Here is a 15,267-nt window from a genome sequence, read left to right on the forward strand (position 1 = left end):
TAGTGCTCCAAGTAGTTAGAACCATTGCGCTGTTTTATAATAATTTACCCCGGCCTCATAAGTTTACCTTTGGGGCTCTTCTGTTTCTCACCTGGAGTATGTTGGTTTGGCAGGCGGCAGTATATAAACCGATAACGGAGTCGCCGCTTCCATTACCTACAACCACCGCAACCGATGGCAGCGTTTCAACCGATGCTGATGACGCTGAACCGATGGATCAGCCAACACCTGACGATGAAATTCCGAAGGATGAGTTGGATGAAACAACGGGCGATGCATCAACGCCGAATGAATACGTTGTTTCTAACGGTGATACCCTCGGCAGTATTCTGACCCAGTTTGGTATGGATGCTTCTGACATCTATTTACTGGCAAATAAGAACAGTGCGTTAGCTAACCTGAAAATTGGTCAGCAACTGAATTGGGTGCTGGATGATGAGGGTAATCTGCAATCTTTGACCTGGGTGGTTTCTCGTCGTGAAACGCGAGTATATGATCGCGCAGAGAACGGCTTTAAAGAGACAATCAATACTTTAAAAGGCGAATGGAAGAATGCGGTCGTAACCGGAAAAATGGATGGAAGCTTTCTGGTCAGCGCCAGAGCCGCAGGGTTAACTAATTCAGAAATTCGAGCCGTCACTAAAGCGCTTCAATGGCAACTGGATTTCCGTAAGTTACGCAATGGCGATCGTTTCTCGGTATTGCTTTCCAGAGAAGTATTGGATGGCAAAAATGAGCAAAGCCAACTGATTGGCGTAAGAATGCAAAGTTCCGGTAAAGATTATTACGCTATTCGTTCCAGCGACGGTAAATTCTACGATCGTGAAGGTTCCGGTTTAGCCAAAGGTTTCCTGCGTTACCCAACACCGAAGCAATATAAAGTGACATCAGCGTTTAACCCTCGTCGTCTGCATCCCATTACCCGGCGTGTAGCTCCGCATAAAGGGGTCGATTTCTCCATGCCGATCGGTTCTCCCGTTCTGGCGGTTGGTGATGGTGAAGTGGTCGTGGCCAAATTTAGTGGTGCGGCAGGTAACTATGTGGCGATTCGCCATGGTCGCCAGTACAGCACACGCTATATGCACTTGAATAAAATTCTGGTGAAACCGGGTCAGAAAGTTAAGCGGGGCGATCGCATTGCATTATCCGGTAATACTGGCCGTTCCACCGGGCCTCATCTGCATTATGAACTGTGGGTTAACGAGCTGGCAGTAAATCCATTAACCGCAACGCTCCCACGTTCGGATTCACTGATCGGTAAGGATCGTTCAGAATACCTTGCCCAGGTTAAAGAAGTTATTCCACAACTTCATCTCTGAGAATAAAATAGAACGCTGCTAATAAGTTGGCAGCGTTTTGTTTTTCAAACACTGTTTAATTATTTCTATTCATCAGGTGAGCAGGCTATTATCAACTGCAGGATTGTTCATCTATCTAATGAGTTTTGGCATGCAAAAACAACAGCGTTCAAATATTGAGTTTATTCCCTTATTTAAGAAGTCCTTCTTTCTACCTAAATATTGGGGAGTCTGGCTGGGAGTTGGCGTCATGCTTTTATTGGCCTATGTGCCAGTAAAAATTAGAAATCCAATGTTAGGCTCACTGGCTAAATTTGCCGGACGGTTTGTGGGCCGTGCCCGACGCCGTGCCCGAATCAATTTATATTATTGCTTTCCTGAGTTAAGCGAACAGCAGCGCGAAGAAATCATTGAGCAGATGTTTGTTACCGCCGTTCATTCCACCATGTTGATGGTGGAGCAGAGCGTACGCAGCCCGGAGTTTCTGATGAAGCGCGTGCGTTGGCATGGTGATGAGCAGCTGGATGCTATTCGTGCTTCCGGACGTAATGTGATTTTTATGGTGCCACATGGTTGGAGCGTAGATATTCCGGCAATGATGATGGCAGCGCGTGGTCAGCCAATGGCCGCCATGTTCCATAATCAGAAAAATGAACTGGTTGACTGGATGTGGAATACCGTACGTCGCCGTTTTGGTGGTCGTATGCATGCCCGTCAGGATGGTATTAAACCGTTTATCAGTTCAGTGCGTCAGGGCTACTGGGGATATTATCTGCCGGATCAGGACCACGGAGCTGAGCACAGTGAATTTGTTGATTTCTTTGCTACTTATAAAGCTACGTTGCCTGCGGTTGGCCGGTTAATGAAAGTATGTCATGCCGCGATTGTACCGCTATTCCCGGTTTACCGTTCTGATGAGGGTATTTTAGATATCTACATTAATCCGGAAATGAGCGATATTGCCGACGCAGACCAACATACTATTGCTCGCAGAATGAATGAAGAAGTCGAGAAACTGGTTCGTCCTAATCCAGAGCAGTATGTTTGGGTGCTTAAATTTTTGAAAACCAGAAAAGAGGGTGATACAGAGCCTTACAAACGCCAGGATCTGTGGCCAAAGGATAAGTAATTTCTATTTATCGCTAACTCATATCGCTAATAAAAAGGGCCCATTCGGGCCCTTTTTACATATTAAAACTCAATCACTCAATACGCAGAATACGACAGGTATTAGTACTACCAACCAGTGCCATTACGTCACCTTGAGTAATGATAACCAGATCGCCAGACATCAGGAAACCGCGATCGCGCAGCTGATTAGTTGCAGCCATTGCCGCAGCCAGACCATCACAGTCACCGGTGAACATGACCGGCGTTACGCCACGATAAAGGGCGCACAGATTCAGCGTTTGTTCATGACGGGACATAGCGAAAATCGGCAGGCCTGAGCTGATACGAGACATCATCAATGCAGTACGACCCGATTCAGTCATGGCGATAATGGCGCTAATGCCTTTCAGGTGGTTAGCTGCATACATAGTAGATAACGCAATAGTGTCTTCAACATTATCAAACTCAACGTCCATACGGTGCTTGGATATGTTCAGACGAGGCATTTTTTCTGCGCCAACGCAAACACGCGCCATGGCTGCGACAGTTTCCGCAGGGTATTGACCAGCAGCAGTTTCTGCTGAAAGCATCACGGCATCGGTGCCATCCAGTACGGCGTTGGCAACGTCCATGACTTCAGCACGGGTTGGCATAGGGTTGGTAATCATTGACTCCATCATTTGGGTCGCAGTGATAACCGTACGGTTTAGTTGACGGGCACGTAAGATCAGCTTTTTCTGTACCGCTACCAACTCCGGATCGCCAATTTCAACTCCCAGATCGCCACGGGCTACCATGATAGAATCTGATGCCAGAATGATATCGTCGATAGCTTCGTCTGTTGCAACTGCCTCTGCACGTTCAACTTTAGCAACGATTTTAGCGTTACAGCCAGCATCGCGAGCCAGGCGGCGAGCATAATTCAAATCTTCGCCAGTACGAGGGAAAGAGACGGCTAAATAATCTACATTGATTTTTGCTGCGGTGATGATGTCTGCTTTATCTTTTTCGGTTAACGCATCGGCAGAGAGGCCTCCACCCAGTTTGTTAATCCCTTTATTGTTTGATAGCGGACCACCCACAGTGACTTCGGTAAATACTTTCATTCCCTGAACTTCGAGAACTTTTAGCTGTACACGACCATCATCCAGTAACAGGATATCGCCAGGAACAACATCAGCAGGCAGGCCTTTATAGTCGATACCGACTTTTTCTTTATCACCATCACCAACAGAAAGGTTGGCATCTAATAGAAATTTATCGCCTACATTCAGAAATACTTTACCTTCTTTAAAGGTAGATACACGGATTTTAGGCCCCTGCAAATCACCTAAAATGGCGACATGTTTACCTAATTTTGCTGAGATTTCTCGGACTTTATTGGCGCGGAGTTGGTGATCTTCTGGGGTTCCGTGGGAGAAGTTTAAGCGGACTACGTTGGCACCTGCGGCAATTATTTTTTCTAAGTTATTGTCACGGTCAGTTGCAGGGCCTAACGTGGTAACAATTTTGGTTCTTCTAAGCCTTCTGGACATGTATCACTCCATTCAACATGATAAGTTTTGACCTAATCAGTGTGTTTTTAAAGCATTAGTACTAACAAAAGTCAGGCATATTGAATCTGCCTGACTCTAAAAATTTCAGTTGTCTTAATTTCTGAGGGGTTTTATACCACTATCCAGCTAGCTTCTCAAATAAGAGCTGTCACGTTTCATATCACACTAAGCTAATCGTTTGCTTAATATCAAATTATCAGATTCAGAGAATTAGCTGTTTCTTTATTTTATTAAAACGGTGGATGAAATAAAGATTAACGGTCTTTATCAAAGCGAGATTGTTTTAACGCATCTTTAACCCGTTTCAGATTATCTCTGGCAAGACTGCTGCGCAGAGTGAATCCGGTTGCCAATACGTCAATTATGGTTAATTGAGCAAGACGAGAAACCATTGGCATATAAATGTCGGTATCTTCCGGAACATCAAGCAAAATGGAAAGGGTGGCAGCATTTGCCAGCGGTGTACCTTGAGAAGTAATGGCAATGACAGTAGCACCGTTTTGGCTGGCAATATCTGCCAGCTCGACCAGACTCTTGGTTCTGCCGCTGTGGGAAATTAACACTACCACATCGCCCTGATTGGAATTCATACAGCTCATTCGCTGCATGACGATGTCATCAAAATAGATCACCGGAACGTTGAATCTGAAAAATTTATTCATGGCATCGTGCGCGACAACTGAGGAGGCACCATAGCCAAAAAATGATATTTTTTTCGCTTGAGTCAGTAAGTTAACTGCCCGATTAATAGCTATAATGTCAAGACTGCTCTTCGCCATATTCAGACTGGCAACGGCAGATTCAAAAATTTTATAGGTAAAGGCATCTGTGGTGTCATTTTCATCTACATTGCGATTTACATAAGGCGTTCCATTAGCCAGACTTTGCGCCAGTGCCAGTTTAAAATCGGGGAAGCCTTTAGTATTCAGCCTGCGGCAAAAACGGTTGACGGTTGGCTCGCTAACGTTGGCAATTTTAGCTAAGGTAGCAATGCTGGAATGAATGGCAGTTTGTGGCGCAGCTAAAATAGCATCAGCAACTTTTTGCTCTGATTTGCTTAATGAATCTCGAAATTGGTGAATTCTTTCCAGCATATTTATATCCCGCTGCATTTGCCTATTACATTCAAAGGAGAAATCAATCTTTGATTTGTGGAAATATACTACGTGATATCAGATCGTGCAGTAATAAAGCATCGTTTTGTAATTTTTTTTCAGAAAGTTTGACTCACATCTGATTTTAACGTTTTAACAGCACGAAAAGAGTAAGTGGATAACTAAATATTTTTTATATTTAATGGGTTATCTCTTAGCTTCACAAGGGTTTACAACAGGTTTTTACTTTTTTATCCGCCTATTTACGCCAGTCAGATAAAGAGGTACATTACTTATGTAATAAAATTACAAGATTTTTTAAGTCGTACACCTACATTTTTACGGCTTAACTGAGGAGATAGTTATGGTAGATGATTCGATAGCTCAAGCCTGTGATTTAGTCATTTTTGGCGCTAAAGGTGACCTGGCTCGCCGCAAGCTATTACCGTCACTTTATCAACTGGAAAAAGCCTGTCATATTCATCCGGATACTCGAATTTTAGGCGTTGGTCGCGCTGAGTGGGATAAGGCTGCCTATACTGACGTTATCGAAAAAGCGCTGACCACCTTCATGAAAGAAGAGATCGATCCAGAGGTTTGGAAACGATTAAGCGCACGTTTAGACTTCTGCAATCTGGATGTTAATGATATTCCTGGATATAACCAACTGGGCCAGATGCTCGATCAAACCAGCAGAGTTACCATCAACTATTTTGCTATGCCACCCAATACATTTGGTGCAATTTGCCGCGGTTTAGGTGAAGCAGGATTAAATAAATTCCCCAGCCGCGTTGTGATGGAAAAACCGCTGGGTACCGATTTAAAATCTTCTCAAGAAATTAATAATCAGGTGGCTGAGTATTTTGATGAATCTCAGGTTTACCGCATTGACCACTATTTAGGTAAAGAGACAGTTCTGAACCTGCTAGCACTGCGTTTTGCTAACTCCCTGTTCTCCGCGAAGTGGGATAATACTGCCATTGATCACGTTCAGATTACTGTTTCTGAAGAGGTCGGTATTGAGGGTCGCTGGGGCTACTTTGATAAAGCCGGGCAGATGCGTGATATGGTGCAGAATCACCTGTTACAGATTCTGACCATGATTGCGATGTCTCCTCCGGTGGATTTAAGCGCTGACCGTATTCGTGACGAAAAGGTTAAAGTGTTGCGTTCTCTGCGTCGTATCAATCATACCAATATTCGTGAAGCAACGGTCAGAGGCCAATATACCGCCGGGTTTGTTCAGGGACAAAAAGTTCCGGGCTATCTGGATGAAGAAGGCGCTAACAAGCGCAGTAATACCGAAACCTTTGTCTCTCTGCGAGTGGATATTGATAACTGGCGCTGGGCTGGCGTGCCGTTCTACCTGAGAACCGGTAAACGTTTGCCGTCCAAATGTTCAGAAGTGGTTATCTATTTCAAGAATCTGCCAATTAATCTGTTCCGGGATTCTTACCAAACATTGCCACCAAATACTTTAACCATTCGTCTTCAACCTGACGAAGGGGTTGATGTACAGATCCTGAATAAAGTACCAGGTCTGGACCATAAACACCGTCTGCAAACCACTAAGCTTGATCTGAGCTTCTCAGATACCTTCCACGAACAGCACGTAGCTGATGCCTATGAACGTTTATTGCTGGAAACTATGCGCGGTATTCAGGCTCTGTTTGTTCGCCGTGATGAGGTAGAAGAGGCGTGGAAATGGGTGGATTCTATTATGGAAGCCTGGGCTGCAGATAATGAACCACCAAAGCCGTATCAGGCAGGTACCTGGGGACCAGTAGCATCTGTTGCTATGATCACCCGTGATGGCCGCTCATGGAGCGAATTTGAATAAATAAGACAAAACGATACCATCCCGTCAGATTAGAATAGGATGGCTATAACGATTGTTAATGAAGGTAACTACCATGGCAAACTTAACTAACTTCCCAACAACGGATGATTTAAATCGCCGCTTAGCGCAACAGGTGGTCTCTGAGTTGCAAAAAGGAATTGATACCAAGGGAAAAGCGAGTCTTGTAGTCTCCGGCGGTAAAACCCCGTTAGGTTTATTTAAATTGCTCAGTCAGCAGCCGTTGGCCTGGGAAAAGGTCACCATTACTTTGGCTGATGAACGTTGGGTGGACAGTAATAATGATTCCAGCAATGAAAAGTTGGCACGTGAAAACTTATTGCAGGAACATGCAGCTACGGCACATTTTGTCTCATTAAAGAATGAGAGTCTTACACCATTTGAGGGCGCGTCAGGGATTGAAAAATCACTGAAAGAGATAGCTAAGCCTTTTGATGTTGTGATTTTGGGTATGGGTGATGATGGGCATACGGCATCATTGTTTCCTGGTGCTGAGAATTTATTTCCGGCTCTGGATATGAAGTCTAAACATCTGTGTATGGGCATGACGCCATTAACAGCACCATTAGACCGATTAACGCTGACGCTACCTGCGCTACTAAACAGCCGCCATATTTTCCTGCATCTGGTAGGAGAGAATAAGCGTGCTGTTTACCATCAGGCACAGGAAGGGGATGACGTAAATGAAATGCCTGTCCGTGCGGTAATACACCAAACCCATACGCCAGTAGATGTGTTCTGGTCTGCATAACGATTTAAATAATCCTGCGTGTGGCGAGTCAGTTGCACGTTTATGTTAACGGCTGCGACGAGCCTGACTGGATCAGGTATTTGATTAGCCACATGGAGATCTGTTGAGATGAAAAACTGGAAAGTAAGCGCTGAAAGTATCCTGTCTGATGGACCGGTGGTTCCTGTTATTGTTATTAAGGAACTGAAAGATGCTGTTCCTCTGGCTAAGGCATTAGTCGCCGGTGGTGTTCGTGTACTGGAGGTAACTTTGCGTACTCCTTGTGCAATGGATGCTATTCGCGCTATCGCCAAAGAAGTGCCAGAAGCTATTATTGGCGCGGGTACGGTGTTGAATCCTCAGCAACTGGCTGAAGTTGCTGCCGCTGGCGGTCAATTCGCTATCAGCCCGGGTTTGACCGAGCCTCTGTTACAAGCAGCAGTTGAGGGCAATATGCCTTTAATTCCGGGAATCAGTAGCGTTTCTGAATTGATGCTGGGTATGGATTACGGTTTACGTGAGTTTAAATTCTTCCCGGCAGAAGCTAACGGTGGTGTAAAAGCGCTTCAGGCGATTTGTAGTGCGATCTCTTCCGTTCGCTTTTGTCCTACCGGTGGCATAACCCTGAACAACTGTCGTGACTATCTGGCATTGCCAAGTGTGCTGTGCGTAGGTGGTTCATGGTTAGTACCGGCAGATGCGATTGCGAAGGGTGATTTCAACCGTATTACTGAACTGGCTCGTGAAGCGGTAGCGCACGCTAAAGGTTAATTATCTCTGCTGTTTTGTTATATCAATCCCGTCGGTTTAACTATTGGCGGGATTTTTTATAGCTGAAATTTAATTATATTAAATGAATATTAATGCATAGCGATTAATCTGGTGCAGGTATAATTTATTTGATGCAATCACTAAAGGTGGTTAAATTTAAAAATATATTATCTTTTGTGTGTTTACTTTTATTATTTCCCTGTGGTAAAAATAGAGCTGTAAATAAACTATTCTGGAGGGGTAAGTGCAAATCGTGGTTTTATTACACGACTGACAACCAAATTTCATGATGAACACTCAACGTTCTGTGCTACAAACATCAACTTTCGTCTTCTTTATTTCAGCTATCTTAGCCAGTGAACTTAACTGGAGCTCTGCACTTTAGCGCCTTCTCCTCGCCTGTTTGGCATATCAATACATTAATTCCTGGTGTCGCTAACCTATTTTTGCGATGAATAATATTTGCTATCGGTAAATGTTATTTTTGGCATCAAAATATTTAGCGGTCGGGATTATTAAATAAAAATAATCTGGAGAAGAAAAATGATTTATTGGCTGCTTTTATTAATGGCTATTATTACTGAAGTTATTGGTACTCTATCGATGAAATATGCCAGCGAAACGGGAAGTATTTATGGGCATATTATTATGTATATGATGATTACCATCTCTTATCTTTTATTGTCGCTTTCGATTAAACGTGTTGCATTAGGCGTGGCCTATGCGCTATGGGAAGGGGTTGGGGTTTTATTGATAACGGCATTCAGCGTGTTGTTGTTCGGGGAAGAGATTTCGGTAGTTAAAGCGGTTGGTCTGGCAGTACTTCTGCTGGGTATCATATTGATTAAGTCAGGTACACAGAAACCAAACAAACCGACAGGGAAATCACAGCCCAAAATAGTGGAGAAACATCATGCAACAGCTTGAGTTTTACCATATTGCATTTTTGGGTCTGGCGATTGTACTGGAAATTATCGCTAATATATTTCTGAAACTCTCAAACGGTTTTAAGCGTTTTTGGTTAGGGATACTCTCATTAGTCTGTGTTTTAGGCGCTTTTAGCTCGCTGGCTCAGGCAGTCAAGGGAATGGATTTATCCATAGCCTATGCGTTATGGGGCGGTTTTGGGATTGCAGCAACGATTGCTGCCGGTTGGATTCTGTTTGGCCAGAAGCTAAATGCCAGAGGCTGGGTTGGATTACTGTTACTGCTGCTTGGGATGGTTATTCTTAAGTTAGCGGTTTGATGTTGAAATTAAAAATAGTCATCATTCACTGTGGTGTTTAAATAGATCAGATAAATTGACATCAATGAATATTCCGGTCGTAAAATCTAAAATGTTTATATTGGCATTGCGCTCGACCGGAAGACCATCAGTACTTAACGTTGGAGTGCGTTGGGCCTGGCCGGGTTAGGGGCGCTTCGTTGGCTTACGCCAAGTCGACCCCAACACCCGTCCCTCCCAACGATTGGCTATCTTAAGGTACAGAACTGATCTATCGCGATTTATCATCAGTCTGGGGGGGAATAACTGTGTGGCAAACCCAGAATTTCTTATACCTAACAAGCAGCAACAATCTTAATTTCCACTTTATATTGTGGCTTCATTAATGCGGCTTCTACCGTACAACGTACTGGTGCATTACCATCCGGAACCCAGGCGTCCCACGCGGCATTCATTGATGCAAAATCAACCCGATCGGCTAAAAAGATGGTGACATCCAGAATGCGCTCTTTACTGGAACCCAACTGGCTAAGCATGATATCGATATCTGCCAGTACGTTAGCCGTTTGAGCGGTTACGTCGGCATCCAGATTGTCAGGTACGCTGGTATAGTAAATCGTATCGTTATAAATCACAGCATCAGACCAGCGTTTGGCAGGGTTAATTCGTTTAATTGTCATGGTGTATTGCTCCTGAAATTATCATGGTGATTTCATATTAATGGCTTAAGGTTAAGATAACCACTCTTGTGGATCAATTCCCTTGTAGGATCTGGCCTATATCCATTATGACAAAGACAGATTAGATGAGCCGTTGCCGGGAAAATTAATCAACTGAATTTCTGGCAATTTTTTGTTATATGAGCAAACAGGGTGGTGGTGACTGGTCAGGACAGGCATAATAAGCAACTTCTTTACCGTATCTGCTCAATGCTGGCGGTCAGACTCATTCAAGCTTAACCCAACGGATACTCATACTTGGCAGATGATTTCGCACCCAAAGGTGCATTAGCTCAGGCAATTAAAGGTTTTAAGCCGCGTGAACCGCAGCGTGTAATGGCCAAAGCTATCACTCAGGCAATCAAGAAAAAACAGGAACTGGTGGTGGAAGCAGGTACCGGCACGGGAAAAACCTATGCTTATCTGGTGCCGGCAATACGTTCTAAACGTAAGGTTATCATCTCAACCGGCTCAAAAGCCTTGCAAGACCAACTGTTTGCTCGTGACTTGCCAACGGTAGCTACCGCACTGGAATTTAACGGTAAGCTGGCGCTGTTGAAAGGGCGTTCTAATTATCTGTGTCTTGAGCGCATGGAACAGCAGTCAATGACCGGTGGAGAACTGACGAATTCAACCCTCAACGATCTGGTGAATTTGCGCCGTTGGTCATCCAGCACCGTAGATGGTGATGTCAGCACCTGTACTCAGGTGGCTGAAGATAGTTATATCTGGCCTCTGGTCACCAGTACTAATGACAATTGTTTAGGTAGCGACTGCCCATATTATAAAGAGTGTTTTGTGGTCAAAGCTCGCCGTCGGGCGATGGATGCGGATCTGGTGGTGGTTAACCATCACCTGTTTTTAGCTGACATTGTGGTGAAAGAGACCGGTTTTGCTGAGCTGATCCCGAATGCCGATGTCATGATTTTTGACGAGGCCCATCAATTGCCAGATATTGCCAGTCAATATTTTGGTCAGCAGGTTACCAGTCGTCAGCTACTGGATTTGGCAAAAGATATTATTATCGCTTACCGCACTGAAGTGCGGGATATGGCACAGTTACAAAAAAGCGCCGATCGTTTAACTCAAAGTACTCAGGATTTTCGGCTGGCACTGGGAGAACCTGGCTTCAGAGGCAATCTGCGGGATGTACTGGAGCAACCAGCTATTCAGCGAGCGCTGCTGTTAGTCGATGATGCGCTTACCTTGTGCTATGACGTAATCAAAATGGCGCTCGGCCGCTCGGCCTTACTGGATGCCGCCTTTGAAAGAGCCACTCAGTATCGTGCGCGCCTCGACCGTTTGAAAGATGTCACTATTCCCGGCTATAGCTATTGGTACGAATGCGGTGCCCGTCATTTTGTATTGGCCCTGACGCCGCTTTCCGTATCGGATAAATTCCGTGATTTAATGGACGAAAAGAAGGGTAGTTGGATTTTTACTTCAGCAACGCTTTCTGTAAATGATTCTCTCGATCACTTCAGTCAACGCTTAGGATTGGAAAAGGCAGAAAGTTTAATTCTTGCCAGTCCGTTTGATTATGAAACGCAGGCATTGCTGTGTGTACCGCGTTTTCTACCATCGCCAAATCAGTACGGCGGGGCGAAACAACTGGCGGCAATGCTGCAACCGCTTATTGAAGCCAACGATGGCCGCTGTTTCTTTTTATGTACTTCACATCAAATGATGCGTGACTTAACGGAGGCCTTCCGTGAGAGCATGACCTTACCGGTACTAATGCAGGGAGAAACCAGCAAAGGCAAACTGCTTTCTCAGTTTGTTGATTCCGGCAATGCATTACTGGTGGCAACCAACAGTTTCTGGGAAGGGGTGGATGTACGCGGTGATGCGCTCTCTTGCGTCATAATAGATAAGCTCCCGTTTACCTCACCGGATGACCCATTGCTTAAGGCTCGCATTGAAGACTGTCGCCTGCGTGGCGGTGATCCTTTTAATGACGTTCAGCTTCCGGATGCAGTTATTACCTTGAAACAAGGGGTAGGACGACTGATTCGTGATACTGACGATCGTGGCGTTATTGTCATTTGTGATAGTCGATTAGTGATGCGTCCTTACGGAGCTATTTTCCTTAACAGCCTGCCACCGGCTCCCAGAACCCGTGATTTGACCAAAGCGATTGAGTTTCTTCATCAACGATCAAAGTCTGATGTTGAATAAAACTGCTCACCTAATGAATAACAACCATCATCAATATGATATGATTGGCGGATTATTTTTATTTGTAATCCCGCCTGAGGTTTTCTATGTCAACGCGAATTCTTGCGCTTGATGCAGCCACAGAAGCGTGCTCCGTCGCCATCTGGAATGACGGTAAAGTTCATGCTTTGTACGAACTGTGTCCTCGTGAACATACCCAACGTATTTTGCCTATGGTCCAGCAGATTTTAGCTGAAACCGGGTTAACTCTGGCCCATATGGACGCTCTGGCTTTTGGCCGTGGTCCGGGTAGTTTTACCGGTGTTCGAATTGGTATCGGTATTGCTCAAGGATTAGCTTTAGGAGCTGACTTACCCATGATTGGTGTTTCAACCCTGAATACCATGGCTCAGGGTGCTTATCGCATGACCGGAATGACACAAATTCTGACCGCCATCGATGCCCGAATGGGGGAAGTTTACTGGGGGCAATATCAACGATCGTCACAGGGTGAGTGGAGCCTGGTTAACCCTGAGCAGGTTCTGTCACCGCAGCAGGTCAAAGAACAGTTAAAGTCAACGCATGGTGAATGGGCTATCGCCGGTACCGGATGGGAAACTTATCCTGATATGGCTGACGGCACCGATGTGATAATTCGTAACGGTAAAATGCCGTTGCCGCAGGCGGAAGATATGTTGCCTTTAGCCGTTTCCTGCTGGAAAAAAGGCGAAACTCAAGCGGTAGAATCAGCAGAGCCGGTCTATTTACGTAATGAAGTAACCTGGAAAAAACTACCGGATCGGGAATAAACGGAAACTACCGTCGTTTTCCCCCTATATTTTTGTCAGAGAATGTAATTTTTTGATATTACAGTAGTAATAGAATATTAGCCTATGGTAACCATAGGGTTAAGTTCACTGTAATGAGCCTTATTCTGTTTAAAGAATAACAACCACAGAATGAAGGTAAGATGCCAGATACAGGAGTATTTCATTGAATAAGGTATGGTTATCCCGTTATCCCAAAGATGTTCCGGCAGAGATAGATGCTCAACGCTACTCATCACTGGCGGATATGTTTGAAAATGCGGTAAATCGCTTTGCCGATCAGCCTGCTTATATTAATCAGGGAAAGGTAATGACTTTCCGTCGATTAGAGAAGCGCAGCCGGGCTTTTGCCGCCTACCTGCAAAATTCACTGGGATTGAAAAAAGGTGACAGGGTAGCGGTAATGATGCCAAACCTGTTGCAATATCCTATCGTACTGTTTGGTATTCTGCGTGCGGGTATGGTGGTGGTGAATGTGAATCCACTGTATACCCCAAGAGAGCTTGAACATCAGTTAAATGACTGTGGTGCTAAAGCAATTGTGATTGTGTCAAACTTTGCCCATACGCTGGAAAAAGTGGTTAAGCAGACGCAAATCGAACACGTGATTCTCAGCGGCCTGGGCGATCAACTCTCCGTTGGTAAACGATCTCTGGTTAACTTTGTTGTTAAGTACATAAAAAAATTGGTGCCGAAATACAATTTACCAGGCGCAATATCATTTCGCAGTGCTTTACATAAGGGTCGTAATCAGCAGTATATTAAACCACGCTTATCACCTGACGATCTGGCTTTGCTGCAATATACCGGTGGAACCACCGGAGTGGCCAAAGGTGCAATGTTGACCCACGGAAACCTGCTGGCTAACATGGAACAAGCCCGCGCAGCCTATATTCCATTGCTAATTGTAGGTCAGGAACTGGTAGTAACGGCTTTGCCGCTTTATCATATTTTTGCTTTAACCGTAAACTGTCTGCTGTTTCTTGAGGTGGGGGGATGTAACCTGCTCATTACCAATCCACGTGATTTAAAAGGCATGGTAAAAGAGCTTTCTCGTTATCCATTCTCCGCATTGACCGGAGTAAATACTCTGTTTAATGCTCTCATCAATGATGAAGATTTCCGGGAGTTGGATTTTAGCCATCTGCGTATTACCGTTGGTGGAGGAATGTCGGTTCAGCGCAGCGTCGCAGATCGTTGGCAGCAGTTGACCGGAACTCATTTGCTGGAAGGTTATGGTCTGACTGAGTGTTCGCCATTAGTTGCGGGTAATCCTTATGATTTACAGCAATACAGCGGCAGTATCGGTCTACCGGTTGCTTCTACGGAAATTCGCCTGGTTGACGATCGGGGTATTGATGTACCAGAAGGGCAAGCGGGTGAGCTTTGGGTCAAAGGCCCACAGGTAATGCAAGGGTACTGGAATCGCCCTGAAGCCACCAACGAAGTGTTAAAAGATGGTTGGCTGGCAACCGGTGATATTGTGGTGATGGACGAGCAGGGATTTATGAAGATTGTCGATCGCAAAAAAGACATGATTCTGGTTTCCGGATTTAATGTTTATCCTAATGAAATTGAAGAAGTGGTAGCCAGTCACGCTAAAGTACTGGAAGTGGCTGCCATTGGTGTACCAAATGAAGTTTCCGGCGAAACCGTGAAAATTTATGTGGTTAAAAGAGATCCAAGTCTGACTAAGGATGAACTTTTAGCTCATTGTCGCAGTGGATTAACCGGCTATAAAATTCCGCGAATTGTTGAATTTCGTGATGAATTGCCTAAGTCTAATGTGGGTAAGATCCTACGTAAGGATCTGCGTGACGAAGCCATTAAGCAGCAAGCGGGTAATAAAGAGTAACCGGCTTGTGATGAAACATAAATAACGCCGGAAATCCGGCGTTATTTATGCCAGAAACTAACAAACA

Annotated in this window: 13 protein-coding genes; 10 read left to right on the plus strand and 3 right to left on the minus strand. The window is 44.8% G+C overall.

Annotation, left to right across the window (positions count from 1 at the left end; all coding sequences use genetic code 11):
• The first annotated feature begins 2 nt into the window (after positions 1 to 2).
• Both mepM and lpxM read left to right on the plus strand, forming a co-directional pair.
• The gene (gene mepM, locus GOL65_RS01705; RefSeq protein ID WP_140918508.1) at positions 3 to 1,319 is read left to right on the plus strand and encodes a murein DD-endopeptidase MepM; all 1,317 of its coding nucleotides are present in this window, start codon (positions 3 to 5) and stop codon (positions 1,317 to 1,319) included.
• A 130-nt stretch (positions 1,320 to 1,449) separates the two neighbouring features.
• Positions 1,450 to 2,427, plus strand: coding sequence for a lauroyl-Kdo(2)-lipid IV(A) myristoyltransferase (gene lpxM, locus GOL65_RS01710; RefSeq protein ID WP_140918509.1), 978 nt, complete (start codon positions 1,450 to 1,452; stop codon positions 2,425 to 2,427).
• Positions 2,428 to 2,500: 73 nt separating this feature from the next.
• Here the strand turns inward: lpxM and pyk are convergent, their stop codons facing one another.
• Positions 2,501 to 3,943 (minus strand): pyruvate kinase, encoded by a 1,443-nt coding sequence (gene pyk / locus GOL65_RS01715; protein ID WP_140918510.1) that lies wholly within the window; start codon positions 3,941 to 3,943, stop codon positions 2,501 to 2,503.
• Positions 3,944 to 4,218: 275 nt separating this feature from the next.
• Complete coding sequence (locus GOL65_RS01720; RefSeq protein ID WP_456085570.1) at positions 4,219 to 5,076, minus strand: MurR/RpiR family transcriptional regulator; 858 nt, start codon at positions 5,074 to 5,076, stop codon at positions 4,219 to 4,221.
• 346 nt (positions 5,077 to 5,422) lie between these two features.
• Between GOL65_RS01720 and zwf the strand changes: the two genes are divergently transcribed.
• The 5 genes from zwf (at position 5,423) to mdtI (ending at position 9,663) form a co-directional block, all read left to right on the plus strand.
• Positions 5,423 to 6,898, plus strand: coding sequence for a glucose-6-phosphate dehydrogenase (gene zwf / locus GOL65_RS01725; RefSeq protein ID WP_140918511.1), 1,476 nt, complete (start codon positions 5,423 to 5,425; stop codon positions 6,896 to 6,898).
• 73 nt (positions 6,899 to 6,971) lie between these two features.
• Positions 6,972 to 7,667 (plus strand): 6-phosphogluconolactonase, encoded by a 696-nt coding sequence (gene pgl, locus GOL65_RS01730; protein WP_179038125.1) that lies wholly within the window; start codon positions 6,972 to 6,974, stop codon positions 7,665 to 7,667.
• A gap of 108 nt (positions 7,668 to 7,775) precedes the next feature.
• Positions 7,776 to 8,417: a bifunctional 4-hydroxy-2-oxoglutarate aldolase/2-dehydro-3-deoxy-phosphogluconate aldolase gene (locus tag GOL65_RS01735; protein WP_130591442.1), complete on the plus strand. Its 642-nt coding sequence runs from the start codon at positions 7,776 to 7,778 to the stop codon at positions 8,415 to 8,417.
• A 543-nt stretch (positions 8,418 to 8,960) separates the two neighbouring features.
• Positions 8,961 to 9,344 carry a multidrug/spermidine efflux SMR transporter subunit MdtJ gene (gene mdtJ / locus GOL65_RS01740; RefSeq protein ID WP_140918513.1) on the plus strand — a complete coding sequence of 128 codons (384 nt, stop codon included), beginning with the start codon at positions 8,961 to 8,963 and terminating at the stop codon, positions 9,342 to 9,344.
• Positions 9,331 to 9,663: a multidrug/spermidine efflux SMR transporter subunit MdtI gene (gene mdtI, locus GOL65_RS01745; RefSeq protein ID WP_140918514.1), complete on the plus strand. Its 333-nt coding sequence runs from the start codon at positions 9,331 to 9,333 to the stop codon at positions 9,661 to 9,663. Before mdtJ ends, mdtI begins: the two co-directional genes overlap by 14 nt.
• Before the next feature lie 314 nt (positions 9,664 to 9,977).
• Here mdtI and GOL65_RS01750 read toward each other — a convergent pair whose 3' ends face one another.
• A complete protein-coding gene (locus GOL65_RS01750) occupies positions 9,978 to 10,322 on the minus strand; it encodes a RidA family protein (RefSeq protein ID WP_130591439.1) in 345 nt (114 codons plus the stop codon).
• 297 nt (positions 10,323 to 10,619) lie between these two features.
• Here GOL65_RS01750 and GOL65_RS01755 point away from each other — a divergent pair, with 297 nt between their 5' ends.
• The 3 genes from GOL65_RS01755 to fadD all read left to right on the plus strand — a co-directional run bounded on the left by GOL65_RS01755 (position 10,620) and on the right by fadD (position 15,200).
• A complete protein-coding gene (locus GOL65_RS01755) occupies positions 10,620 to 12,539 on the plus strand; it encodes an ATP-dependent DNA helicase (RefSeq protein WP_140918515.1) in 1,920 nt (639 codons plus the stop codon).
• An 86-nt stretch (positions 12,540 to 12,625) separates the two neighbouring features.
• Entirely contained in the window at positions 12,626 to 13,327 is a 702-nt protein-coding gene (gene tsaB / locus GOL65_RS01760) for a tRNA (adenosine(37)-N6)-threonylcarbamoyltransferase complex dimerization subunit type 1 TsaB (RefSeq protein WP_179038126.1), read from the plus strand.
• Positions 13,328 to 13,511: 184 nt separating this feature from the next.
• Positions 13,512 to 15,200 carry a long-chain-fatty-acid--CoA ligase FadD gene (gene fadD / locus GOL65_RS01765; protein ID WP_140918517.1) on the plus strand — a complete coding sequence of 563 codons (1,689 nt, stop codon included), beginning with the start codon at positions 13,512 to 13,514 and terminating at the stop codon, positions 15,198 to 15,200.
• Positions 15,201 to 15,267: the final 67 nt, after the last annotated feature.

Origin of the sequence: Limnobaculum xujianqingii (assembly GCF_013394855.1) — a bacterium.
GTDB classification, from domain to species: Bacteria; Pseudomonadota; Gammaproteobacteria; order Enterobacterales; family Enterobacteriaceae; genus Limnobaculum; species Limnobaculum xujianqingii.